Source organism: Bradyrhizobium sp. SZCCHNR1093 (assembly GCF_032381175.1).
GTDB lineage: Bacteria > Pseudomonadota > Alphaproteobacteria > Rhizobiales > Xanthobacteraceae > Bradyrhizobium.
Map to the genome: position 1 here is coordinate 476799 of NZ_JAUHJJ010000002.1, position 22720 is coordinate 499518.

At 65.3% G+C, this 22720-nt stretch carries 24 protein-coding genes; 16 read left to right on the forward strand and 8 right to left on the reverse strand.

Translation table 11 applies throughout. From position 1 onward, the window contains the following. The first annotated feature begins 14 nt into the window (after nucleotides 1-14). From QX070_RS07850 to QX070_RS07890, 9 genes are all read left to right on the forward strand, one after another. On the forward strand, nucleotides 15-167 hold the full coding sequence (locus QX070_RS07850; RefSeq protein WP_315736334.1) for an aa3-type cytochrome c oxidase subunit IV: 153 nt from the start codon (nucleotides 15-17) through the stop codon (nucleotides 165-167). A gap of 140 nt (nucleotides 168-307) precedes the next feature. After that, the gene (locus QX070_RS07855) at nucleotides 308-1435 is read left to right on the forward strand and encodes a Re/Si-specific NAD(P)(+) transhydrogenase subunit alpha (RefSeq protein ID WP_315736335.1); all 1128 of its coding nucleotides are present in this window, start codon (nucleotides 308-310) and stop codon (nucleotides 1433-1435) included. Nucleotides 1436-1446: 11 nt separating this feature from the next. Next, on the forward strand, nucleotides 1447-1764 hold the full coding sequence (locus tag QX070_RS07860; RefSeq protein ID WP_284420324.1) for a proton-translocating transhydrogenase family protein: 318 nt from the start codon (nucleotides 1447-1449) through the stop codon (nucleotides 1762-1764). A gap of 45 nt (nucleotides 1765-1809) precedes the next feature. Further along, nucleotides 1810-3207 carry an NAD(P)(+) transhydrogenase (Re/Si-specific) subunit beta gene (locus QX070_RS07865; protein WP_315736336.1) on the forward strand — a complete coding sequence of 466 codons (1398 nt, stop codon included), beginning with the start codon at nucleotides 1810-1812 and terminating at the stop codon, nucleotides 3205-3207. Between the two features lie 18 nt (nucleotides 3208-3225). Continuing rightward, nucleotides 3226-4026 carry an alpha/beta hydrolase gene (locus QX070_RS07870; protein ID WP_315736337.1) on the forward strand — a complete coding sequence of 267 codons (801 nt, stop codon included), beginning with the start codon at nucleotides 3226-3228 and terminating at the stop codon, nucleotides 4024-4026. Nucleotides 4027-4120: 94 nt separating this feature from the next. After that, on the forward strand, nucleotides 4121-5458 hold the full coding sequence (locus tag QX070_RS07875) for a sodium:proton antiporter (RefSeq protein WP_315736338.1): 1338 nt from the start codon (nucleotides 4121-4123) through the stop codon (nucleotides 5456-5458). A 115-nt stretch (nucleotides 5459-5573) separates the two neighbouring features. Further along, nucleotides 5574-6671 (forward strand): ionic transporter y4hA, encoded by a 1098-nt coding sequence (locus QX070_RS07880; protein WP_315736339.1) that lies wholly within the window; start codon nucleotides 5574-5576, stop codon nucleotides 6669-6671. A 15-nt stretch (nucleotides 6672-6686) separates the two neighbouring features. Beyond that, a complete protein-coding gene (locus QX070_RS07885; protein ID WP_315717559.1) occupies nucleotides 6687-6971 on the forward strand; it encodes a cupin domain-containing protein in 285 nt (94 codons plus the stop codon). A 238-nt stretch (nucleotides 6972-7209) separates the two neighbouring features. Then, nucleotides 7210-8118 (forward strand): hypothetical protein, encoded by a 909-nt coding sequence (locus QX070_RS07890; RefSeq protein ID WP_315736340.1) that lies wholly within the window; start codon nucleotides 7210-7212, stop codon nucleotides 8116-8118. A gap of 224 nt (nucleotides 8119-8342) precedes the next feature. On the opposite strand, the gene rpsU is transcribed toward QX070_RS07890, so the two are convergent. From rpsU to purE, 3 genes are all read right to left on the reverse strand, one after another. After that, on the reverse strand, nucleotides 8343-8645 hold the full coding sequence (gene rpsU / locus QX070_RS07895) for a 30S ribosomal protein S21 (protein WP_011924350.1): 303 nt from the start codon (nucleotides 8643-8645) through the stop codon (nucleotides 8343-8345). 166 nt (nucleotides 8646-8811) lie between these two features. After that, the gene (locus QX070_RS07900) at nucleotides 8812-9921 is read right to left on the reverse strand and encodes a 5-(carboxyamino)imidazole ribonucleotide synthase (RefSeq protein ID WP_315736341.1); all 1110 of its coding nucleotides are present in this window, start codon (nucleotides 9919-9921) and stop codon (nucleotides 8812-8814) included. Then, the gene (gene purE, locus QX070_RS07905) at nucleotides 9918-10406 is read right to left on the reverse strand and encodes a 5-(carboxyamino)imidazole ribonucleotide mutase (protein WP_315736342.1); all 489 of its coding nucleotides are present in this window, start codon (nucleotides 10404-10406) and stop codon (nucleotides 9918-9920) included. The genes QX070_RS07900 and purE overlap by 4 nt, the downstream gene beginning before the upstream one ends. Before the next feature lie 87 nt (nucleotides 10407-10493). Between purE and QX070_RS07910 the strand changes: the two genes are divergently transcribed. Further along, nucleotides 10494-11225 carry a GGDEF domain-containing protein gene (locus QX070_RS07910; RefSeq protein WP_315736343.1) on the forward strand — a complete coding sequence of 244 codons (732 nt, stop codon included), beginning with the start codon at nucleotides 10494-10496 and terminating at the stop codon, nucleotides 11223-11225. A 78-nt stretch (nucleotides 11226-11303) separates the two neighbouring features. Here the strand turns inward: QX070_RS07910 and QX070_RS07915 are convergent, their stop codons facing one another. From QX070_RS07915 to QX070_RS07925, 3 genes are all read right to left on the reverse strand, one after another. Continuing rightward, nucleotides 11304-11555 (reverse strand): hypothetical protein, encoded by a 252-nt coding sequence (locus QX070_RS07915; protein ID WP_315736344.1) that lies wholly within the window; start codon nucleotides 11553-11555, stop codon nucleotides 11304-11306. Nucleotides 11556-11636: 81 nt separating this feature from the next. Next, nucleotides 11637-11849: a hypothetical protein gene (locus tag QX070_RS07920; RefSeq protein WP_315736345.1), complete on the reverse strand. Its 213-nt coding sequence runs from the start codon at nucleotides 11847-11849 to the stop codon at nucleotides 11637-11639. A gap of 142 nt (nucleotides 11850-11991) precedes the next feature. Then, entirely contained in the window at nucleotides 11992-12198 is a 207-nt protein-coding gene (locus tag QX070_RS07925; RefSeq protein ID WP_009028242.1) for a YdcH family protein, read from the reverse strand. 290 nt (nucleotides 12199-12488) lie between these two features. Here QX070_RS07925 and QX070_RS07930 point away from each other — a divergent pair, with 290 nt between their 5' ends. Beyond that, on the forward strand, nucleotides 12489-12674 hold the full coding sequence (locus QX070_RS07930) for a YdcH family protein (RefSeq protein ID WP_315736346.1): 186 nt from the start codon (nucleotides 12489-12491) through the stop codon (nucleotides 12672-12674). A gap of 201 nt (nucleotides 12675-12875) precedes the next feature. Here QX070_RS07930 and QX070_RS07935 read toward each other — a convergent pair whose 3' ends face one another. Continuing rightward, nucleotides 12876-13979, reverse strand: a complete 1104-nt coding sequence (locus QX070_RS07935; RefSeq protein WP_315736347.1) for an NAD(P)/FAD-dependent oxidoreductase — start codon at nucleotides 13977-13979, stop codon at nucleotides 12876-12878. Between the two features lie 212 nt (nucleotides 13980-14191). Here QX070_RS07935 and QX070_RS07940 point away from each other — a divergent pair, with 212 nt between their 5' ends. The 5 genes from QX070_RS07940 (at nucleotide 14192) to QX070_RS07960 (ending at nucleotide 21697) form a co-directional block, all read left to right on the forward strand. Continuing rightward, nucleotides 14192-16897 carry an EAL domain-containing protein gene (locus QX070_RS07940; RefSeq protein WP_315736348.1) on the forward strand — a complete coding sequence of 902 codons (2706 nt, stop codon included), beginning with the start codon at nucleotides 14192-14194 and terminating at the stop codon, nucleotides 16895-16897. Between the two features lie 131 nt (nucleotides 16898-17028). Then, a complete protein-coding gene (locus QX070_RS07945) occupies nucleotides 17029-18579 on the forward strand; it encodes a glycerol-3-phosphate dehydrogenase (RefSeq protein WP_315736349.1) in 1551 nt (516 codons plus the stop codon). A 50-nt stretch (nucleotides 18580-18629) separates the two neighbouring features. Further along, complete coding sequence (locus QX070_RS07950; protein ID WP_315736350.1) at nucleotides 18630-19802, forward strand: ABC transporter ATP-binding protein; 1173 nt, start codon at nucleotides 18630-18632, stop codon at nucleotides 19800-19802. After that, entirely contained in the window at nucleotides 19799-20713 is a 915-nt protein-coding gene (locus QX070_RS07955; protein WP_315736351.1) for an ABC transporter permease, read from the forward strand. Before QX070_RS07950 ends, QX070_RS07955 begins: the two co-directional genes overlap by 4 nt. A 171-nt stretch (nucleotides 20714-20884) precedes the next feature. Continuing rightward, nucleotides 20885-21697: an ABC transporter permease gene (locus tag QX070_RS07960; protein WP_315736352.1), complete on the forward strand. Its 813-nt coding sequence runs from the start codon at nucleotides 20885-20887 to the stop codon at nucleotides 21695-21697. A gap of 27 nt (nucleotides 21698-21724) precedes the next feature. Here QX070_RS07960 and QX070_RS07965 read toward each other — a convergent pair whose 3' ends face one another. Beyond that, nucleotides 21725-22714, reverse strand: coding sequence for an alpha/beta hydrolase family protein (locus tag QX070_RS07965; RefSeq protein WP_315736353.1), 990 nt, complete (start codon nucleotides 22712-22714; stop codon nucleotides 21725-21727). Nucleotides 22715-22720 lie beyond the last annotated feature (6 nt).

The following is a 22720-nucleotide window of genomic DNA, read 5'->3' on the forward strand; positions in this document are numbered from 1 at the left end:
TCTGGGGGACCCCGATGGCAAACCATGGCGAGATCGCCTACTCGACGGCTGACGGCAACGACTATGTGGCGCATGAGGCCACCTACGAGGGCTTCATCAAGCTGGTGAAGTACGGCACGATCAGCGTCGCTCTCATCGTCATCTTGATGGCTATTTTCCTCGCTTAATGTCGCTCTCGGCCCGCCGGCATCCCCGCCGGCGGGCCTTCAGCTGACTGCCGAAGCCAAGTGCTAACTTGGCGTCATGCTGTAGCCCATGGACGTCCCGCCCTCTTAAAGCTCGCGCGCGCATTCGCGCCGGAGGCCTCATGAAGATTGCCGTCGCCAAGGAAATCGACCCGTTGGAGCCGCGGGTTGCCGCCTCTCCCGACACGGTGAAGAAGTTCAAGGCGTTGGGTGCCGAGATCGCGGTCGAGCCCGGCGCCGGCATCAAATCCGGCCTGCCGGACTCGGAATTCACGGCGGCGGGCGCAACCGTGAGCGCGGACGCGCTCAAGGATGCCGACATCATCATCAAGGTGAAGCGGCCGGAAGCCTCCGAACTCGCCAACTACCGGCGCGGCGCCTTGGTGTTCGCGATCATGGATCCTTACGGCAATGACGCGGCGCTCAAGGCCATGGCCGATGCCGGCATTGCCTCCTTCGCGATGGAGCTGATGCCGCGCATCACCCGCGCCCAGGTGATGGACGTGCTGTCGAGCCAGGCCAACCTTGCCGGCTACCGCGCCGTGATCGAGGGCGCCGAGGCCTTCGGCCGCGCCTTCCCGATGATGATGACCGCGGCCGGCACCGTGCCGGCGACCAAGGTGTTCGTGATGGGCGTCGGCGTCGCCGGCCTGCAGGCGATCGCGACCGCGCGCCGGCTCGGCGCCATGGTCTCTGCGACCGACGTGCGGCCGGCCACCAAGGAGCAGGTGGAGAGCCTCGGCGCCAAGTTCCTCGCGGTCGAGGACGAGGAGTTCAAGAACGCCCAGACGGCCGGCGGCTACGCCAAGGAGATGTCCAAGGAGTACCAGGCCAAGCAGGCGGCGCTGACGGCGGAACACATCAAGAAGCAGGACGTCATCATCACCACGGCGCTGATTCCCGGCCGTCCGGCGCCGCGCCTCGTCACCATGGAGATGGTGAAGTCGATGCGCCCGGGCTCGGTGCTGGTCGACCTCGCGGTCGAGCGTGGCGGCAATGTCGAGGGCGTCAAGCTCGGCGAGACCGTCGAGATCGACGGCGTCAAGATCATCGGCTACCCCAATCTCGCCGGCCGGGTCGCAGCTTCCGCCTCCAGCCTCTACGCCCGCAACCTGTTCTCCTTCATCGAGACCATGGTCGACAAGAAGGAGAAGGCGCTCGCGGTCAACTGGGACGACGAGCTGGTCAAGGCCACGGCTTTGACAAAGGATGGCGCCATCGTCCACCCGAACTTCCAGCCGAAGGCCTAAGGAGCAGAGCCATGGAACATGTCGTCCAAGCCGTCGACCCCTTCGTTTTCCGGCTGTCGATCTTCGTGCTGGCGGTGTTCGTCGGCTACTTCGTGGTGTGGTCGGTGACGCCGGCCCTGCACACGCCGCTGATGTCGGTGACCAACGCGATCTCCTCGGTGATCGTGGTCGGCGCGCTGCTCGCGGTTGGCGTTCCCATGCTGTCGAGCGGCAGCGGTCTGGCGCGGGCCTTCGGCTTCATCGCGCTGATCTTCGCCTGTGTGAACATCTTCGGCGGCTTCCTCGTCACCCAGCGCATGCTGGCGATGTACAAGAAGAAGTCCAAGTAACAACGCCGCACGACGCGGGATGACAGGCACAACGGGGCATCTGCAATGAACGCCAATCTGTCGGCACTCCTTTATCTCGTGGCAGGTGTGCTGTTCATCCTGTCTCTTCGCGGGCTGTCGAGTCCGGCCTCCAGCCGGCAAGGCAATTTCTTCGGCATGGCCGGCATGGCGATTGCGGTCGCCACCACGCTGGCCGGGCATCCCCCGGCAGATGCGATCGCCTGGATCCTCGTGATCCTCGGCGTTGCGATCGGCGGCGGCATCGGTGCGGTGATCGCGCGCCGGGTGCCGATGACGTCGATGCCCGAGCTCGTGGCGGCGTTCCACTCGCTGGTCGGCATGGCCGCGGTGCTGGTCGCCGCCGGCGCGTTCTTTGCGCCCGAAGCCTTCGACATCGGTACGCCCGGCAACATCCATCCGCAGAGCCTGGTCGAAATGTCGCTCGGCGTCGCCATCGGCGCGCTGACCTTCACCGGCTCGGTCATCGCCTTCCTGAAGCTCTCGGCACGGATGAGTGGCGCGCCGATCATCCTGCCGGCGCGCCACATCATCAACATTGCGCTCGCCGTTGCGCTCGTCTTCTTCGTGGTCCGCCTGGTGATGACGGGCGGCGGGTTCGACTTCCTGATGGTGACGCTGCTGGCGCTGGCGCTCGGCGTGCTCATGATCATCCCGATCGGCGGCGCCGACATGCCGGTCGTGATCTCGATGCTGAACTCCTATTCGGGCTGGGCCGCGGCGGGTATCGGCTTCACGCTCGGCAATTCGGCGCTGATCATCACCGGCGCGCTGGTCGGCTCGTCCGGTGCGATCCTGTCCTACATCATGTGCCATGCGATGAACCGGTCCTTCATCTCGGTCATCCTCGGCGGCTTCGGCGGCGAGACCGCAGCGGCCGGCGGTGGTACCGGTGAGCAGAAGCCGGCCAAGCTCGGCTCGGCTGACGACGCGGCCTTCATCATGAAGAACGCCTCGAAGGTGATCATCGTGCCCGGCTACGGCATGGCCGTGGCCCAGGCCCAGCACGCGCTGCGCGAGATGGCCGACACGCTGAAGAAGGAAGGCGTCGAGGTGAAGTACGCCATTCATCCGGTCGCGGGCCGCATGCCCGGCCACATGAACGTGTTGCTCGCCGAGGCCAACGTCCCCTATGACGAGGTGTTCGAGCTCGAGGACATCAACTCCGAGTTCGCCCAGGCCGACGTCGCCTTCGTGATCGGCGCCAACGACGTCACCAACCCGGCCGCTGAGGAGGACAAGTCCTCGCCGATCTACGGCATGCCCGTGCTGCAGGTCTGGAAGGCCGGCACCGTGATGTTCATCAAGCGCTCGCTCGCCTCGGGCTATGCCGGCATCGACAATCCGCTGTTCTACCGCGACAACACGATGATGCTGCTCGGCGACGCCAAGAAGATGACCGAGAACATCGTCAAGGGCATGTAGCTGGCATTATTGGGAGCCATGGCGGTCCTGAAATGGCTCCTTATCGTCGTGGTGGCGATCTACGCCACCGTGCTTGCTGTGCTGTTCATGCGCCAGCGCGCGATGCTGTTTCCGATCCCGCCGGTCGGTCGCACCGCGCCGGACGCGGCCGGTTTTCCGCAGGCTGAAGAGCACGTGCTGACCTCGGCCGACGGCGAGAAGGTCATCGCCTGGCATGTGCCGGCGCAGCCCGGCCGCAAGGTCGTGCTGTATTTCCCAGGCAATGGCGACTTCCTCGCCGGCGTGGTCTCGCGCTTCAAGGCGCTGACCTCCGACGGGACCGGCCTCGTCGCGCTGTCCTATCGCGGTTATGCAGGCTCGAGCGGCAACCCCAGTGAGCAGGGGCTGCTTCAGGATGCCGCAGCCGCCTATGCCTTCACGCGCGAGCGCTACGCGGCGGAGCGCATCGTGGCTTGGGGCTTTTCACTGGGCAGCGGCGTGGCCGCCGCGATCGCCGCTGAGCGTCCCATCGCCAGGCTGATCCTGGAGGCGCCCTATACGTCCACGGTCGACGTCGCCTCCGACATGCTCAAAGTGGTTCCCGTCAGCCTGCTGATGCGCGACCGCTTCCAATCCGATCAGCGCATTGCCAAGGTGCATGTGCCGCTGCTGATCATGCATGGCGCCAAAGATCCGGGGATTCCGATCCGCTTCGGGGAACGATTGTTCGCGCTTGCGCATGACCCCAAGCGCTTCGTACGGTTTCCCGACGGCGGACATAATGATCTGGATTTCTATGGTGCGACAGGTACGGCCAAGAGTTTCATCGACAGCCCGTAATGTCCTCGGTCGGTGGCCAGCTCTGCTTGTAGTCGCGATCGTCGCAGGTCTGCCGATCCCCGCGTATGCCGCCGCCGGCCTCGATGGCGCTGCGATGACCTGGCCGTTCGCGCTGCCGTTTGCGGGATTGCTGCTATCGATCGCGCTCGGCCCGCTGCTGTTTGCCCGCCTCTGGCATCACCATTACGGCAAGATCGCCTTGGCATGGGCCGTGGTGACGCTGGCGGCGCTGACCTGGCAGGCGGGACTGGCGGCCTCGCTCGCGTCCTTCATCCACGCGCTGCTCGCGGAGTATCTCAGCTTCATCGTGCTGCTGTTTGCGCTCTACACCGTCGCCGGCGGCATCCTGGTGACCGGCGACATCAGAGGTACGCCGGCGACCAATACGGCCATCCTGGCACTCGGCACGATCATCGCGAGCGTGGTCGGCACGACGGGTGCCGCGATGATCCTGGTACGTCCGCTGATCCGCGCCAATCTGACGCGGCCGCACAACGTGCACGTGCTGGTCTTCTTCATCATCCTGGCTGCCAATGTCGGTGGCGCGCTCAGCCCTCTGGGCGATCCACCGCTGTTCGTCGGCTTTCTGCGCGGCGTCGATTTCTTCTGGACGACGCAACACCTCTGGCTGCAGACCGCGATCGTCGCCGGATTGCTGCTCATCGTCTTTGCCGCTATCGACTGGTGGCGCTTCCGCGCGGAGAAGCTTGCGTCGCAGGCGTTCGTAACGAAGGAGCCGGTGCGCATTCGCGGCCTCATCAATGTCGTTCTGATCGCCGCGATCGTTGCCAATACGCTGCTCTCGGCGACCTGGAAGCCAGGCATCTCCTTCGACGTCTTCGGCACGCATGTCGAGCTTCAGAACCTCGTGCGCGATGCCATCCTCGTGGCGATCGCCGGCCTGTCGCTCTGGCTCACGCCGGACGAGCACCGCGAGGCGAACGGGTTCAACTGGGAGCCGATCCGAGAGGTCGCCAAGCTGTTCGCGGCGATCTTCACCGCGATCGTCCCGGTCATCGCCATGCTGAACGCGGGTCGCAGTGGCTCGTTCGGCTGGCTCTTGGATGCCGTGACGACACCCGCCGGCGCGCCGAGAGAGGTCGCCTATTTCTGGTTCACCGGGCTGATGTCGGCCTTCCTCGACAATGCCCCGACCTATCTCTTGTTCTTCGAATTGGCGGGCGGCGATCCCAAGGTGCTGATGGGCGAACTCTCGGGCACGCTGGCGGCGATCTCGATGGGCGCCGTCTACATGGGTGCGCTGACCTACATTGGAAACGCGCCGAACTTCATGGTCGCAGCGATCGCCAATGAGCGCGGCATCAAGATGCCGAGTTTCTTCGGCTACATGCTGCGGGCAGGTGCCGTCCTCGTTCCGCTGTTCGTGCTGCTGACCGTGCTTCCGATCCATCCGCTGCTCAGCCCGCATTGACCTGATCGACGGCACTTTCAGAGACCGTCCTGGTTGACCCTGTCACGGCCGGACCGCGTGACGATCGCCTCGCTGTCGCGCATAGTCGGACAGAACGGATCGAAGGACGCGAATCATGAGCGTGAAGGGCGCAACGCCCGCATCATCGGTGATCTTTCCCGGCCTGGCGGTCGCGCTCGTCGCGATCGTCACGGCGACGCATTATGACTTCACGCCTTCGGCCGCCGGCGTGGTCTTCGCCGCGGTGCTGCTGGTAATCCTGTTCGGCACGGTGTTCGCGGCCGTGCATCACGCCGAGGTCATCGCGCATGAGCTCGGCGAGCCGTTCGGTACACTGCTCCTGACCCTGGCGGTGACGGTGATCGAGGTGGCGCTGATCGCCACCATCATGCTCGGCGACAAGGCTGCGCCCGCGCTGGCCCGCGACACCGTGTTCGCGGTCGTCATGATCGTGTGCAACGGCCTGGCCGGCATCTGCATCTTCATCGGCGGCCTGCGCTATCGCGAGCAGGACGTGCTGGTCTCCGGTGCCAATCTGTATCTCAGCGTACTGTTCACGATGGCAACCATCACACTGGTGCTGCCGAATTATACCTTGACGTCGCCTGGTCCGGTGTATTCTGCCGTGCAGATCGCCTTCGTCAGCGTCGTGACGATCCTGCTCTACGCGGTGTTCCTGTATACGCAGACCACCCGCCATCGAGACTATTTCGTCGGCGGCTCGGCTGGGTTCGCCGATGACGATGTCCGGCTGCCGCGTGCGAAGCTGTTGCTCAGTGTCGGGCTGCTGCTGGTCGCACTGCTCGCTGTGGTCCTGCTTGCCAAGAAGTTCTCGCTGGTGGTCGACGCCGGCGTTGCCGCAACGGGTGCGCCGCAGGCGGTCGCAGGCGTGCTCGTGGCGCTGTTGATCCTGCTGCCGGAGAGTATCGCCGCCCTCTCGGCCGCCCGCGCCAACGACCTTCAGAAGAGCATCAATCTCGCGCTTGGCTCCTCGCTCGCCACCATAGGGCTGACCATCCCGGCAGTGGCGGTCGCCGCCCATGTGCTCGACAAGCAGCTCGTCCTCGGGCTGGACCCGCAGGGAATAGTGCTGCTGGTCCTGACCTTCGTTCTGAGCATGCTGACCTTCGGCACGGGACGGACGAACATCCTGTTCGGGCTGGTGCACATGGTGGTGTTCGCGATATTCCTGTTTCTGCTCTTCGTCCCCTGATTCAAGAGATCCCCGATGCTCAGCGCCCAGTCCGACGTCCAGGTCGATACGCCCGAAGTCCGCGTCACGGAGTGGCGGCTATTGCCCGGCAGTGCCACGGGGCGCCACGTTCATGAGATGGATTACGTGATCGTGCCGGTCACCGCGGGCGAGATGACGATCGTGGCGCCGTCCGGCGAGCGCTCGAAGGCGCAGCTCGCGGTCGGCAAATCCTATTTCCGCAAAGCCGGTGTCGAACACGATGTACTGAATGAGACCGGCTCCGAGATCGTTTTCCTCGAGGTTGAATTGAAGCCGTAACCATTTGTTTACCGGGATGCCGCTGATTGTGGTATCTTGAGCCGGCGATCCGGAAGCAGTTGGCAGCGCCCATACGATCTTGGATTGCAGCACGGCTTCGGTCTCAAAGGGCTTCAGGAGAACGACTTTTCGGCGGTTGCGCCTGCAGGGATCGCAGGTTGCGGGCTCCGGAAGGTACTGGGATGGTCCCTTAATTGTGCCTCAAAGTTCCCGCAAATACCGCGCGGGAGTGGTCAGCATGCTGAAATATCTCACAAAGTTCGCCATGGAGATCGTCCCGTCGGTGGTTGCCACCATCATCGGGGCCTACATCGTCAACCACTACATCAATACCAAGCCCGACTCGCCGCCATCGACCGTGGCGGCGGTGGCGTCGGCTGCCTACGCCAAGCTCACCGGCTCAAAGAGCGACGCTCCGAAATCCACGGGCAAGGGGACCGACCCCGCCAAGCTGGAAGCGAAGGCCGATCCCAAGTCCGACGCCAAGCCGGCGGAAACGTCGACGGAGGTCTCCAGCATTCCCGCTCCTGGCATCAAGGCCAAGGGGGTCTCGGAGAAGTCGCTCGCCGACAAGGCTGCGGAGAAGGCCGTCGAAGTGAAGCCGACCGAAACAGCGAGCCTCCCGACCGATGTGCAGGCCGCGCGCCATCCCGGGTCGCCGCGGGAAAAGCTGATTGCGCGCGGTACTCCGGCCGAGGCCCCGGCGGCCCAGCAGGACGATCGCCGGGATGCTGCTGATCTCGCCCGCGCGGCGATCGAGCGGTTGCGCGCGAGCGAAGGTGCCGGCAAGACGGCTGCCGAGAAGCCGTCGAGCGATGCAGCCCGGGGCGCTGGCGAGACCCCGCGCATCGCGACCGTCGCGCCACAGGTGTCGCCGGTCCGTCCGCTGCCGCCTCCCGTGACGGTCTCTGCGCCACCGGCCGAGCAGGGCTTTGCCTTGCCGTCGGCCTCGAGCCCGACCTACACGGGATCATTGCAGCCGGACGGGCGCCCGACCCCGCCGGCGGAGATCCCTGTCCAGCAGTTGCGTCCGCTCGACCTGCGCGCCGACAAGACTGATCCATCGATCAAGGACCAGATGTCCAGCGTGGCGCAGGACATGATGTCGGCGGCGAAATCGGTGTTCCACTCAGTGCTGCCGAAATAGCCGGTCGAATCGTTCGCGGACGTGATCGAGGCGGTGGGCCTGGCCGGTCTGCCGCTTTTTCTTTGGAGTGGCGAGCTCTGCAGCGATGCGAGGGGCGGGCGCAGCAACCCGGATTCAATCCGGTCGCCGGATGGCCAGAGGCGCAAAATCAAAAAGGAGCGCCCAAAACAAAAACGCGAGCCAAAGGCCCGCGCTTCAGACGACGTCAGATTGAAGTGACCAGATCAGCGCGGCGCGCCGGGACGGGCACCTGCGCCCGGACCACGACCAGCACCACGGTCACCGCCGGGGCCAGCGCCGAACACCGGCTTCGGCTTCATCGGCAGCAGGCCTTCACGCTGCAACTTCTTGCGGGCCAGCTTGCGCGCACGGCGCACGGCTTCGGCCTTCTCGCGGGCTTTCTTCTCGGACGGCTTCTCGTAATGGCCGCGAAGCTTCATCTCGCGGAAAATGCCCTCACGCTGCATCTTCTTCTTGAGCGCCTTGAGGGCTTGATCGACATTGTTATCGCGAACGAGAACCTGCACGCGGCATCCTCTTTCTCAGTCTATCGGTTTGAAATCTGGTGAAGCCAGGGCTGGCAAATGCCCGCGCCCTTAACCTTGAGCGCGCCCGTGTATCAGAGGACACCGTCGCTGTCCACCCGCTGACGGGCTCTTGACCGCAAGTTTAACCTCGCCGGAGCGGTTTATTTCAGCCCTGCCTCGGCGGCAGTGGCAAGACCTGGGTCACATGCCCCATTTTGCGGCCCGGACGAGCGGCGCCCTTGCCGTAGAGATGCACGGTCGCGCCGGGAACCGTGAGCCACTGCTCGTAGCTGTCGATCTCGTCCCCGATCAGGTTCGTCATCGTGACGTGGCCGTGGCGCAGCGGCTTGCCGAGCGGCCAACCGGCGATCGCCCGGATGTGCTGTTCGAACTGGGAAATCGAGGCGCCATCGAGGGTCCAGTGGCCGGAATTATGCACCCGCGGGGCAATCTCGTTGACCAGGACGCCTGGAGTGGGACCATCCGATACCACGAACATCTCCACGGCCAGCACCCCGACGTAATCGAGGGCGGTGGCGATCCGGCTCGCAATGTCCCTGGCCTCGTCGGCGAGCGCATCCGGGATGCGCGCCGGCGCCCGCGACACCTTCAGGATGTGATCGCGATGCTCGTTCTCGGTGACGTCGAAGCACTCGACCTGTCCATCGGCCGCTCGGGCCGCCACGACCGAGATCTCGCGCTCGAACGGAACGAACGCCTCAAGGATCGCCGACTTGGTGCCGAGTTCGGCCCAGATCCGCTCGAGATCGTCACCCGGGCGGATCTTGATCTGGCCCTTGCCGTCATAGCCGAACCGACGCGTCTTCAGCACGGCCGGCAAGCCGATCCGGAACGCGGCTTCGCGCAAGGTGGCGACCGAGGACACGTCGGCATAGGTCGCGGTGCTGATGCCCAGCGAGGTGACGAAATCCTTCTCGGTGAGGCGATCCTGGGTCGTCTCGAGCGCCGAGCGGCGCGGCAGCACCGGGCGCCTCGCCGCCAGCACCATGGCCGCGGCCGAGGGGACGTTTTCGAACTCGTAGGTGACGACGTCGACGTCATTGGCGAACAGCTCGAGCGCCTCGACGTCGGCATATTCGGCGCAGGTTGCGTTCAGCACCACGTCGAAGGCGGGGGAGTCCGGGTCCGGCGAGAATACCTGGCAGCGCAGCCCGAGCCGCGCCGCAGCAAGCGCCAGCATGCGGCCGAGCTGGCCGCCGCCGAGAATACCGATGGTGTCGCCGGGCTTGAGCTTCACCCGATTGGAGTCGGTCACGCCGTGCCCTCCGGACGTTCGGCGATCGCATTGGTCTGCGCCTGGCGCCAAGCCGACAGACGGCCGGCGAGCGCGGGATCGGAGAGAGCGAGCACGCTCGCCGCCAGCAGCGCTGCGTTGATGGCGCCGGATTTGCCGATGGCGAGCGTTCCCACCGGAATTCCGGCCGGCATCTGGACGATCGAATACAGCGAATCGACCCCCGACAGCGCCTTCGACTCGACGGGAACACCGAACACGGGCAGCTCTGTCAGCGAGGCCGTCATGCCCGGCAGATGGGCGGCGCCGCCTGCACCGGCGATGACGAGCTTGTAGCCGGCCGCCTTGGCGCCCTTGGCAAAGGCATACAGCCGGTCCGGGGTGCGGTGCGCCGAGATGATACGGGCGTCGTAGCTCACGCCCAACGCTCCGAGTGTGTCGGCGGCATGGCGCATGGTATCCCAGTCCGACTGGCTTCCCATGATAATGGCGATTGGGGCGGTCATAACCTCAAATCTTCTCGGGAATCCATCAGCATGGGCCGGAGTATAGGATCGGTCCCGACAGCGGCAAGCCATGGCATGGAGGCCCGAATGGACTATCCTGTCTTGGTTAAGCCCGGCAAGCCCAAACGACGGCGCGGCAGGTGTCCGATGAAAAAGAAGCGCATGGCGGCCGCGTGGCGGGCCGGGAAGCGAAGAACCCGGTACCGTCATAGGGTTCTTCGGGGCGCGCGCTCACCTGAACCTGGTTCCGCATCGGCGGGCACGCGGCAGACGATCCGACGCCTGAAGGCCGAGCTGAGGGCAGCGCAGGCGCGGATCGCCGAGCTCACGGCCTCCGCCGAGCGCGATTTCCTGCTCGACATCTTCAATCGTCGCGGCTTCGCCCGCGAGCTCCATCGCTCCATCGCGTTCATCAAGCGCTACGATGCGACCGGTGCCCTGGTCGTGCTCGACGTCGATCGGTTGAAACCCATCAATGACACCTTCGGCCATGCGGCCGGTGACGAGGTCCTGAAGGCGGTTGCGCGTGTCCTCGGCGAGCGGGTCCGATCCTCCGACGTGATCGGTCGGCTCGGCGGCGACGAGTTCGGCGTGCTGCTCTGGCACCTCAGCGCGACGGAGGCGCATGCCAAGGCGGCGGAGCTGGAGCAGGCCATCGACAGCCTGACCTTCACCTTCGGCGATCAGACCGTGTGTGCCGGCGCGTCGGCCGGGGTTGCCCTTCTCGACAAGCGCGTCAACCCAGTACGTGCGTTGGAGGAAGCCGACCGCGCGATGTACATGCGCAAGGCCCAGCGAAGGTACGAGAGCCACGCGTAACGAACGACCCTGCCGGGCGACAAGCGGTGACGCTCGCCGGCCATCCGCGCCGATGACCGAGCTGGCGGAACACGGCGCTCACAACTCGCCGAGATCGTCAGGCAACTCGCCGAACTTGTGCAGCAGCCGGGCGTCGCTGAATTCCCCCTTCAATGGATCGCCGCTGCGGCTGAAGGCAATGGCGCCGATATTGTCTGATAAGCGCGACATGGCCTCCGCGCGACGCAGCGCGGCCGACGAGCTCTGGCATTCCTCAGCCGTTCCCGCGACCAGCATGCCACCCTCGTCCCGCCTGAACGGCATCGCGACGTAGTAGGTGATATCGGGCATTGCACGCTCCTCCTGACCTCTCGCCGAAGCTCCGAGCGAGTGCATGGGTCATCGCCTGGAGAGCCTCAAAGGCCGTCGGGCTCAGGCCGCATCGCTCTGCGCGGCGTCCGAGGCGGTGTTGGGCATGCAGCCGCAGGAGATCGCGGCCCGCAGCTCCTGCAGCTCCAGCTCGAGATACTCGTTCGCCATGATCAGCGCCTTGATCGTGGAGCGCAGATTGCCGTCGCACATCGCGATGGCTTGGTCACACGCCTGTTCGTAGAGGCGATCCTGTGGGGAGAAGGAGGCGGGCATCACAACCATCCTTGTTGTTGTCCGGGGACTACGAGGGATGGTCTAATTGTTCCCTTTTTGTTCCCTTTGTCAAGGCGCTTCGGCAACTCCAGCATCGCCGTATTGCCTGTGGGCATACGGTCAGCCGTGCTGACGCTTCGCCTCAGGCGATGATGTCGGGCGTGATCTGGTCTTCGATGAAGGCGATCCGATCGCGTAGCAGAAGCTTCCGCTTCTTCAGTCGTTGCAGCCGCAACAAATCGGGGGCGGGCGATTGATGCAAAGCGTCGATCGCCGCGTCGAGGTCGCGGTGCTCCTGCTGCAGGCGCGCGAGTTCGGCCTGCAGTTCGCGCTCGTCTTGGTCAGCCATGATCTATGATAGCAAAAAAGCGGAAGGAAGTGGAAAGCCTTGCGAAGGCGGGCGCAAATATTGCGCCTGCGAAGCTGATAAGCAAGTCGCACCCCTCAAGATCCGTGCAGCTGTCCCGTGAATTTCAGGTTGGCGCCGGCGTTAGATTCGCCCGGATCAGCTCACGCTTCGTTACACACGGCGCTCAAATTTGCATGTGCGGTCTTTTGGCCCCATCGACAGGTCAAGCGACTAGTGTACACTCATTAGCCCTGGTCGAATCTCAGGTTCACCTACCGAGGAGGTTTCGAATGGCTATTCAGGCGCATCTCGTTGAACTGGAGCGTAAGCATAAAGTTCTTGAAAACGAATTGCATCAAGCTCTCCTGCATCCATCGACGGACGACCTGCGAATTGCCGAACTGAAGCGACGCAAACTGATGGTGAAGGATGAGATCGAGCGCTTGAGACAGGTAACCAGCGAAACACTTCACTGACATGTGACCATCATCCGCCGTATCATCTGATCGCAAGACCGTGCGCCTGGGATGGCGACGAGTCCATCCCAGACGCAACTTCAATCGAATTAGTTGCGATACACGACTTAGTTTCGATACGCGACGACGCGAACGCATCTGCCTGCGTTGTCTCCCAGCGTGTCTATCGCGACAGGCTGTTCATCGCGATATCGAGGGTCTTCAGCTCGAGGCGAGATCGCCGACGTGAGCCGCGATCGCGAGCGATGACGTCAATCCAGGCGATTCGATTCCGAACAGATTGATGAGTCCGGGCACGCCGTGATCGCGCGGGCCCTGAATGACGAAATCCTGCGACGCCACGGCCGGCGGTACGATCTTCGGCCTGATGCCGGAATAGCTCGGCATCAGCGCCCCATCCGGCAGCGACGGCCAGTATTTGCGGATCGCCGGGTAGAAGCGCTCGGCGCGCGCCGGATCGACCGTGTAGTCGATCCGGTCGATCCACTCGACGTCGGGGCCGAATCTGGCCTGGCCTGCCATGTCGAGCGTGAGGTGAACGCCGAGCCCGCCCGGTTCCGGCACCGGGTAGATGAGCCGGCTGAACGGTGCCCGGGCGCTGCAGCTGAAATAGTTGCCCTTGGCGAGATAGGTCGTCGGCACCAGCGGCGACGGCATGCCGTCGATCCGCCGGGCCACCGCGGGCGCGTCGAGGCCGGCAGCGTTCACCAGCAGCCGGCAGCTCAGCGTCATCGGCTGCGCGCCGCCCGCGTCGACCTCGATCGATTCTCCGGCTGCCTTGGCCCGCAGCAGCGGCGTGTGGAAGGCGAAGGCGCCGCCGGCGTCCTCGATCTCGCCGCGCAGCGACAGCATGAAGGCATGGCTGTCGATGATGCCGGTCGACGGCGACATTAGGGCCGCCTCGCAGGCCAGGGCCGGCTCCAGCGCCAGCGCTTCGGATCCAGCCAGCAGCCGCATTCCTTCGACGCCGTTGGCTTCGGCGTGCGCGCGGATGCCCTGCAGCTTCTCGGTCTCGGCCGGATTGGTTGCAACGATCAGTTTGCCGCAATTGCGGTAGGGCACGCCATGCTCGTCGCAATAGCGGTAAAGCATGCGCTTGCCGGCCACGCAGAAGCGGGCCATCAGGCTCCCGGCCTTGTAGTAGATGCCGGCGTGGATCACTTCGCTGTTGCGAGACGAAGTGACGGTGCCGATGCCCTCGGCCGCCTCGAGAACGATGACCTCGCGTCCGGCGCGGGCCAGCTGTCGTGCGACGGCAAGTCCGACGACGCCGGCGCCCACGACGACGCAATCCACTCTATCCATGCGCGGTCCTGAGACGATTCGGAGAAATCATGGCTTGCTGCAACCCCTGGTGGGTGGAGCCTCGGTCCGGAGTGCGCACGCCCTTAGCAAACCGTTCATCATAGGGAGGCCATTGACCAAATTTGCTTCGTCTTTTTCGAAGTTTGCCGAACCCGTTTACCCGATCCCAATAGGTGAAGCCAGATACTGTCGCCGAATACCGCGGGTGATTGATGGCTGGCAAGAATTGGCAGGCGAGCGACCGAAACGCGTTTTCTGCGTGCGTCGTTGCGGCCTCGATGGCCGCCATGGCAGCGTGGGCGGCTGCGCCGACGCGCGCCTGGGCTGCGTCGTCCGATTTCTCGCCCTCCGGCTACCTGGGCACCATCGAGCCGGACGTGCTCTGGGAAGTGTTGATCGCCGGGGTCGTCGTCTGCGCCTTCCTCGCCTCGGTCGTGATCTGGATCCATTCGGCCTTGCGGCGCGCCAAGCGGGCACAACTGCGGCGTAATGTTTTCATCAGCTCCGCGCTCAACAATCTGAGCCAGGGATTGATGCTGACGGACGCCGCCAACCGCGTCGTCTTCTACAACCATCGCTTCCTCGAAATCTACGGCATGAGCCGGGCCGACATTCCGCCCGGTTGCACCGGCCGGGATCTGGTCGAGTTGCGGCGGCAGCGCGGCCTGCTCAATCTGACGGTCGAAGACTATGCGCGCCAGGCGCGGGAGCCGGACGGGTGCCTGACCGAGCTGCCCGGCGGACGTGTGGTGCGAGCCCAGATATTCCGTCTTCCGACCGGCGGATCGATCGGCATCCACGAAGACTGCACGGTGCAGTGCCGGCTGGAGCGCGAGCTCGCCTCGACCAAGCAGTTCCTGGAATCGGTGGTCGATCAGGTTCCCGTCTGCGTCGCCGCCAAGAACATCGACGACGGCCGCTACATCTTCGCCAACCGAGCATTCGAGCAGTTCTCTCGGATGCCGCGGGATCAGATCATCGGACGGCGCCCAAGCGACCTCTTCGGCGACGCGACCGCGGCCGACATCGCGGCTGCCGACCGCGAAGCGATGCTGGCGCCCGGCACCACCTATTGCAGCGAGCTGGTCGTTCAACGCGGCAACGACAAGCGCATCCTCGAAGCCCATCGGGTCGTTGCACGCAACGACAAGAACGAGCCGCAGTTCCTCATCGCGCTGTTCGACGATGCCACGGAGCGGCGATCGCTGAGCCGCGAGCTGGAGAACAGCAAGAAGTTCCTGGAGCTGGTCGTCGACAACATTCCGGTCTCGCTCATCGTCGAGAGCGTCAGCGACGGCCGCTATCTGCTCGCCAACCGCAGCGCTGAGATCATCCTCAACCGCAAGCGCGAGGATGCCACGGGCCTGACCGCCGCCGACATCTTCAATCCGCGCGAGGCCAGACTGATCATGGCGCGCGACGAAGCCGCCATCAAGAAGCGCAGCCTTCTGACCGAGGAACATCCGATCTCGACCAAAGACGGTCTGCGGCTGTTCCTGACCCGACGGGCAACCGTGCTGGGCGAGACCGGCGAGCCGCAATATCTGATCAAGACCTATGAGGACGTCACCGACCGGCGCCAGACCGAATCGCGGATGGCGCACATGGCCTATCACGACGGCCTGACCGATCTGCCTAACCGCGCCGCGTTCCTGCAGGCCTTGAGCCAGATGATCGAGGCCTGCGCGGACACGGATGAGGAGTTCGCGGTCCTGAACGTCGATCTCAAGGGCCTGAAGGACGTCAACGACGTCTTCGGCCACGCCATCGGCGACAAGCTGTTGATCGAGGTCGCCCGCCGCGTCCATGCCGTTGCCCGGGGCGGGGTGGTCGCGCGTCTCTCCGGCGATGAGTTCGGGCTGATCATCGACGGCAAGCAACCGGAGATGGGCAGGGCGCTGGCCGAGCAGTTGGCGGCGGCGATCGCGGTGGACTTCCAGATCGACGGCAAGTCGATTCGCACAGCGCTGACGACGGGCATCTCGGTGTTCCCGCACAATGGTTCGGATCCGGCGTCGCTGCTCGCCAATGCGGGTGCCGCTCTGTTCCGCGCCAAGGCCAAATCGCGCGGCAGCATCACCTTCTACGAGCCTGAAATGGATCAGCAGATCCGCGACCGCCGCGTTCTGCATCAGGAGCTGTCTGTCGCGATCAAGCATGGCGAACTTTCGCTGTACTTCCAGCCGCAGGCCGCCTCCGGCCGCACGGTCGACGCCAGCGAGATCATCGGCTTCGAGGCGCTGGCGCGCTGGCAGCACCCGGTCCGCGGCTTCGTGCCGCCGAGCGACTTTATTCCGCTCGCGGAAGAGAGCGGCCTCATCGTCGAGATGGGCGAGTGGATCCTGCGCGAGGCCTGCCGCGAGGCGGCGTCGTGGCCGAAGCCGCTGCAGGTCGCGGTCAACCTGTCTCCGGCCCAGTTCGTTCATGGCGACCTTGTCGCACTGGTCCATTCGATCCTGCTCGAGACGGGGCTCGCGCCCGGCAGGCTCGAGCTCGAAATCACCGAGGGTGTGCTGATCGAGGATTTCGATCGTGGTGTCGCGCTGCTGCGCCGGCTGAAGGCGCTCGGCGTTCGCGTCTCGATGGACGATTTCGGCAGCGGCTACTCGTCGCTGAGCTACCTGCAGGCCTTCCCGTTCGACAAGATCAAGATCGACCGCGCCTTCGTCATGAATATCGGCCGCAACCCGCAATCGGCGGCGATCATTCGTGCGGTCATCGGTCTGGGTCACGGCATGAACATGTCGATCGTGGCGGAAGGCGTCGAGACGCCCGAGCAGCTCGGCTTCCTCGCCGAGCAGGGCTGCGACTCGGTTCAGGGCTATCTGCTCGGCAAGCCCCTGCCGATCGACAAATACGACGGCATCGTCGGTCGCGCTCACGACGACGACGACGCGTCCGTTCGCAAGACCGGCTGACCGGGCACTCGTGGTCAGAGGCCGTTGCGCAACAGCGCGAATTTATCCGCGCGCATGACAGCTAAGCCGCTACGAGAATCATCTCCGCCGGTCTACGATCGTTCGTCCTGGCACGCTCGAAGACCTTGCGTATGGCGGACTACGATCTTGCGATCATCGGCGGAGGTCTGAACGGCGTCAGCCTGGCGCGTGATGCGGCTGGCCGCGGTCTGCGCGTGCTCCTTGTCGAGCAGGGCGATCTCGGCGGCGGCGCCTCGTCGGCCACGTCGCGGCTGGTGCATGGGGATCTCGCAGCGCTGGAGCGCCGCAGCTTTCTGCGCGTGCGCCGCGCGCTCGCCGAGCGCGACGTCTGGCTCACGGTCGCGCCGCATCTGGTCCGACCGATCCGCTTTGCTATTCCAGCTCACGCCAATGAGCGGCCGCCATGGCAACTGCGCGCAGGACTCTGGCTCTACGACCGCCTCGCTGCGCGCAACCGGCTGCCGTCAGCGTCGGCGCTCGACGTCACGCATCATCCGATCGGAGATGCCCTGAAGCGTCCGATCGGGACGGCATTCGACTATTCCGATTGCGTGGTCGACGATTCCCGCCTGGTGGTCCTGACCGCGATGGATGCTGCCGAGCGCGGCGCGTCGATCCGCACCGGCGCCCGCTGCGTGCGGGCCGACCGCGACCATATATGGCGTCTCGCCATCATCGACCGCGGCTATCGACGCATCGTCACCTCGCGCGCGCTCGCCAACGCCACCGGCGCGTGGAGCGTCTCGACGGCGGAGACCGTGCTGCGTCAGCCGCCGCCGCGGGTCACCGCGCGGCAGGTCAGCCAGATCATCGTGCCGCGGCTGTTCGATGTCGAAGCGGTCTACGTGTTTCAGAATTCGGATGGACGGCTGATCTTTGCCCAGCCCTACGAGCAGGATTTCACCCTGATCGGCACGGTGGTCCACGGCTTCAAGGGCGACCCAGCCGTGGTGGCGGTGCCGGCGGCAGACGTGGCCTATCTCTGCAAGGCGGCGAACCGCTATTTCCGCTCGGACATCCAGCCTGCGGACGTGGTCCGGAGCGTGGCCGGCGCCAACATGATGGTGCTGCGCGCCGCCGACAGCGGGCGGCTGGAAACGGTCGTGAGCCTCGATGCTGGCCGCGCCAAGGCGCCGCTCCTGACCATGTGCGGCGGCGACGTCACGACAGCCCGGCACCGGGCCGAGCAGGCGGTCTCCCGCCTCGCGCGCTTTTATCCGATGTCGCCACGCTGGACTGCGAGAGCGCCGCTTCCGGGTGGCGACTTCGCCTGGGACCGGTTCGAGGATCTCGTCGATGACGCACGGGAGCGCTGGCGCTTTCTCAGCGAAGCCGAGGCCCGGCGGCTGCTCGGCGCCTACGGCACCCGGCTGGCGGAGATCCTTGGCGAGGCGAGGTGCCGGGCCGATCTCGGGCAGGCGTTCGGGCCGCAGCTGACCGAGGCGGAGGTCCGCTACCTCATGGCGCGCGAATGGGCGCGGTTTCCCGACGACGTGCTGTGGCGGCGGACCAAGCTGGGTCTGACGCTTCCCGCTGCCGAACGCGATGCGCTCGCTGCGTTCATGACCACTGCGGCCTGTGGCCGGGGCACGCCGCAGGCCGTTGACGCGAGCGGGGATAGTCCGGCCCGCGCGGTTGAGCTGCAATCCGTGGGCGGCTAGCTTGCCGACCGGTCGGCCGTTGTGGCCGGGCAGGGTGATTTGATCGGGACATGGCTGACGACATCGCAAACCCAGCGCCTGCCGGAGAGCCGGCAGCATCACCAGCGCCGGAACCGCGTCCCGATGCTCAGCCGCCGATCCTGCGGATCGAGAACCTCGTCAAGACATTCGGCAGCTTCCGCGCCGTCGACGGCGTCTCGCTCGACATCCGCGCCGGCGAGTTCTTCGCGCTGCTCGGCCCCAGCGGCTGCGGCAAGACGACCTTGCTGCGCATGCTGGCCGGCTTCGAGACGCCGGATGAAGGGCGCATCCTGCTTTCGGGCGAGGACATCGCGCAGGTGCTGCCGCATCAGCGGCCCGTCAACATGATGTTCCAGAACTACGCGCTGTTCCCGCATCTGAACGTGCGCGACAACATCGCCTTCGGCCTGAAGCGCGCCGGCATGCCGCGCGCCGAGATCGCCACGCGCGTTGCCGAGATGGTGGCGCTGGTGCGGCTCGAAGGGCTGGAGAAGCGCAAGCCGGATCAGCTCTCGGGCGGGCAGAAGCAGCGCGTCGCCCTGGCGCGCTCACTGGCGCGCCGGCCGCAGGTGCTGCTGCTCGACGAGCCGATGGCTGCGCTCGACAAGAAGCTGCGCGAGAGCACGCAGGTCGAGCTGATGGAGCTGCAGCACAAGCTCGGCATGACCTTCATCATCGTCACCCACGACCAGGAGGAGGCGATGACGGTGGCGAGCCGGATCGGGGTGATGAACGCGGGAAGGCTCGAGCAGGTCGCGGTCCCCCGACGTCTGTATGAGGAGCCCGCGTCGCGGTGGGTCGCGGAGTTCGTCGGCGACATCAATCTGTTCGAGGGCGAGGTGACCGCGCGGGAGCCGCTCCGGCTCAGGGTCGTGACCCACACTGCGGGTGAGCTGGTCGTGGCGCAGCCGATGGCTCCGATCAGCGAGAGCAAGGTCGCGGTCGCGATCCGTCCGGAGAAGATCCGCCTCGCGCTCCGTCGACCGGCCGGCGATGCTGCTGCGATCAATTGTGTCGAGGGCGCCATCACCGATGCGAGCTATCTCGGTGGCAGGACCGTCTACAAGATCAAGCTCGACGGCGGCGCCGTGCTTCACGCTGCGCAGGCCAACACCGCCCGGCTCGATGCCGACGGCTATGGCCTGAACCAGCGCGTGGTGGCCTGGTTCACGCCCGACGATTGCCTGGTGCTGGAGCGATGAGCGCGCGCCGCATCTTCTCGCGCCCGGCCCGCTTTGCGGCGATCGCGCCTTACATCTGGATGGTGCTGTTCTTCCTGGTGCCGTTCGCCTTCGTCGCCAAGATCAGCCTGTCGCAGACTGCGATCGCGCAGCCCCCCTATACGCCGGTGTTCTCGCTGGCTGATGGTTTGTCGTCGCTCCGCGACGCCTTTGCGGCGCTGTCGCTCGACAATTTCCGTCTGCTGCTGTCTGACGATCTGTATCTTTCATCCTATCTGCGCAGCGTCGTCGTCGCGGCGACGTCGACCGCGATCCTGCTCTTGATCGGCTACCCCATCGCCTATGGCATGGCGCGGCTCCCCAGGCGCTGGCAGGGCATCGCGATGATGCTGGTGATCGTGCCGTTCTGGACCTCGTTCCTGATCCGCATCTACGCCTGGGTCAACATCCTGCAGCATGACGGCCTCCTGAACCAGATCCTGCTCGCGCTGCATCTGGTGTCCACGCCGGTGGTGTGGCTGTCGACCGACAGCGCGATGTATGTCGGCATCGTCTATTCCTATCTGCCGTTCATGATCCTGCCGCTGTTCGCGACGCTGACCAAGCTGGAGCCGGCCTTGGAAGAAGCCGCCGCCGATCTCGGCGCCTCGCCGCGCGAGATCTTCTGGCTGGTGACGTTTCCGCTGTCGCTGCCCGGCGTCGGCGCGGGCGCGCTGCTGTGCTTCATCCCGGTGGTCGGCGAGTTCGTCATTCCCGATCTGCTCGCCGGGTCGAAATCGCTGATGATCGGCCAGACGCTCTGGCTCGAATTCTTCACCAACAAGGATTGGCCGGTGGCCTCCAGCATCGCCGTGGTCCTCTTGGTCGTGCTGCTGCTGCCGCTTCTGCTCTACGACCGGCTGCAGCGCCGGCAGTTGGAGGAGAGCAGGTGATGGATGGCGCACAGCAAGGCACGCTCTCTCGCTCCCCTCCCCCTTGCGGAGAGGGGTTGGGGGTGGGGGTCCGCATTGGCGGTCTTTGCTGGGTGCCCCCCTCCCTGACCCTCCCCCACAAGGGGGGAGGGAACGGAGAGGGTTTCACTGGGATTGAGGGAGGAGGAGATCGTGCCTAATCCCTCCCGCCTGTCGCGCTTCAACGTCGCGTCGCTGACGCTTGGACTCGCGTTTCTTTACCTCCCGATCCTGATCCTGGCGATCTACTCGTTCAACGCCTCCCGCCTGGTCACGGTGTGGGGCGGCTGGTCGCTGCGCTGGTATCACGAGTTCTTCAGCGATCGCGCCATGATCGATGCGGCCTGGATGAGCCTGCGCGTCGGCGCCACCGCGGCCACCGCGGCGACGGTGCTCGGCACGCTGGCCGCGGTGGCGCTGTCGCGTGGCCAGGGATTTCGCGGCCGCATGCTGTTCTCCGGCATGTTGTATGCGCCGCTGGTGATGCCCGAGGTGATCACCGGCCTGTCGCTGCTGCTGCTGTTCGTGGCGCTGGACGCCGAGCGCGGCTTCTGGACGGTGACGGTCGCCCACACCACCCTCACGATGTGCTTCGTCGCGGTGGTCGTGCAGTCGCGGCTGGTCTCGCTCGACCGCAGCCTGGAGGAAGCCGCGATGGATCTCGGCTGCGATCCGCTGCACGCGTTCGTGATGGTGACATTGCCGCTGATCGCGCCGGCGGTGGTCGCGGGCTGGATGTTGGCCTTCACGCTGTCGCTCGACGATCTCGTGATCGCGAGCTTTACCACCGGCCCCGGTTCGGCGACGCTGCCGATTCGGATCTATTCCGAGGTTCGGCTCGGGGTGAAGCCGGAGATCAATGCGATCTGCACGCTGGTGATCGGGCTGATTGCCGTGGTGATCATCATCGCGTCGCTGGCCTCGAAGCTGTCGAGTGATCGCGGCGAGAGCGCAGCTCCGCTATAATGACGGAGAATGCTGAGACAGCATTGATCAACGCAAGAACAGCCGCAAGGCGGCGGTGACGACCGCGCGATGGATCGTGCCGCGGTCGACCGATGGCGGATCGACGCAGCAAGCCGGATCGCTCTGTCTGCCGAGCTCGGTACTCTCCGGCAGGAAGACGTAGTGCCCGGCGTCGTCGGCGACGATCTCGAATGCGCTACCGCTCAGTCGCTCATGCAGCCAGCGTGAGGCCGGCAGCAGCGCATCGGCGCCGCCGACCATGATGCGCGTCGGGACGTTGATCGCGGCGATGCTGTCCTCGGAGAAGCCCTGCACCGAGCGCCCCGGCGCCAGTAGCAGCGCCGCCTTGATGCGGGGATCGCGATAGGATGCGGACATGCGCGCCCAGGAGTCGCGGAAGATTGAGCTCTTCTCCATCAGCCGCGGCAGATGATCGACGAGATCGGGAAACTCGCGAGGGCCGCGGCCGTGATTGGCGCCTGGCTCGAACGGCGAGCGGATCATGATTGCGCCGATCAGGGCGGTGGCCGTGACGCCGCCGAGCGAATAGCCGACGGCGTAGATGCGGTCGAGGTTGATGCGGCCTTCGAAATCGGGATGAGCCACGATGTGGTCGATCAGCAAGGACACGTCGCGTGGGCGTTCCCATGAGCAGAGGAAGCCCGCTGCTCGGTACGGCTCGGCATTGCTGTTGCCATGATGATTGACGGCGACCGCGACAAAGCCGCGGCTTGCCAGCTCGCGCGCCAGCCATTCGGACTGCAGGCCGTTGCAGCCGGTGCCGTGAGAGTACACGACGAGAGGACAGGCGCCCGCGCTTGCAGCGAGCGGCGCATTCAAAGCCGCTGGTCCCGCTTTGAACCAGCCCTGCGGCCATGGTGCGATAGCGAGCGCCGTTTCCACGGCGCCGTTGGCGGCTGGATACCAAGCGAACCAGTCGATCGGGCGCGGCCCGTCGCCATCCCAGTTCGGCCGCGAAGCGTCCTCGAACCGTCCCTGACGAAATCCGACCCTCATCGCTCC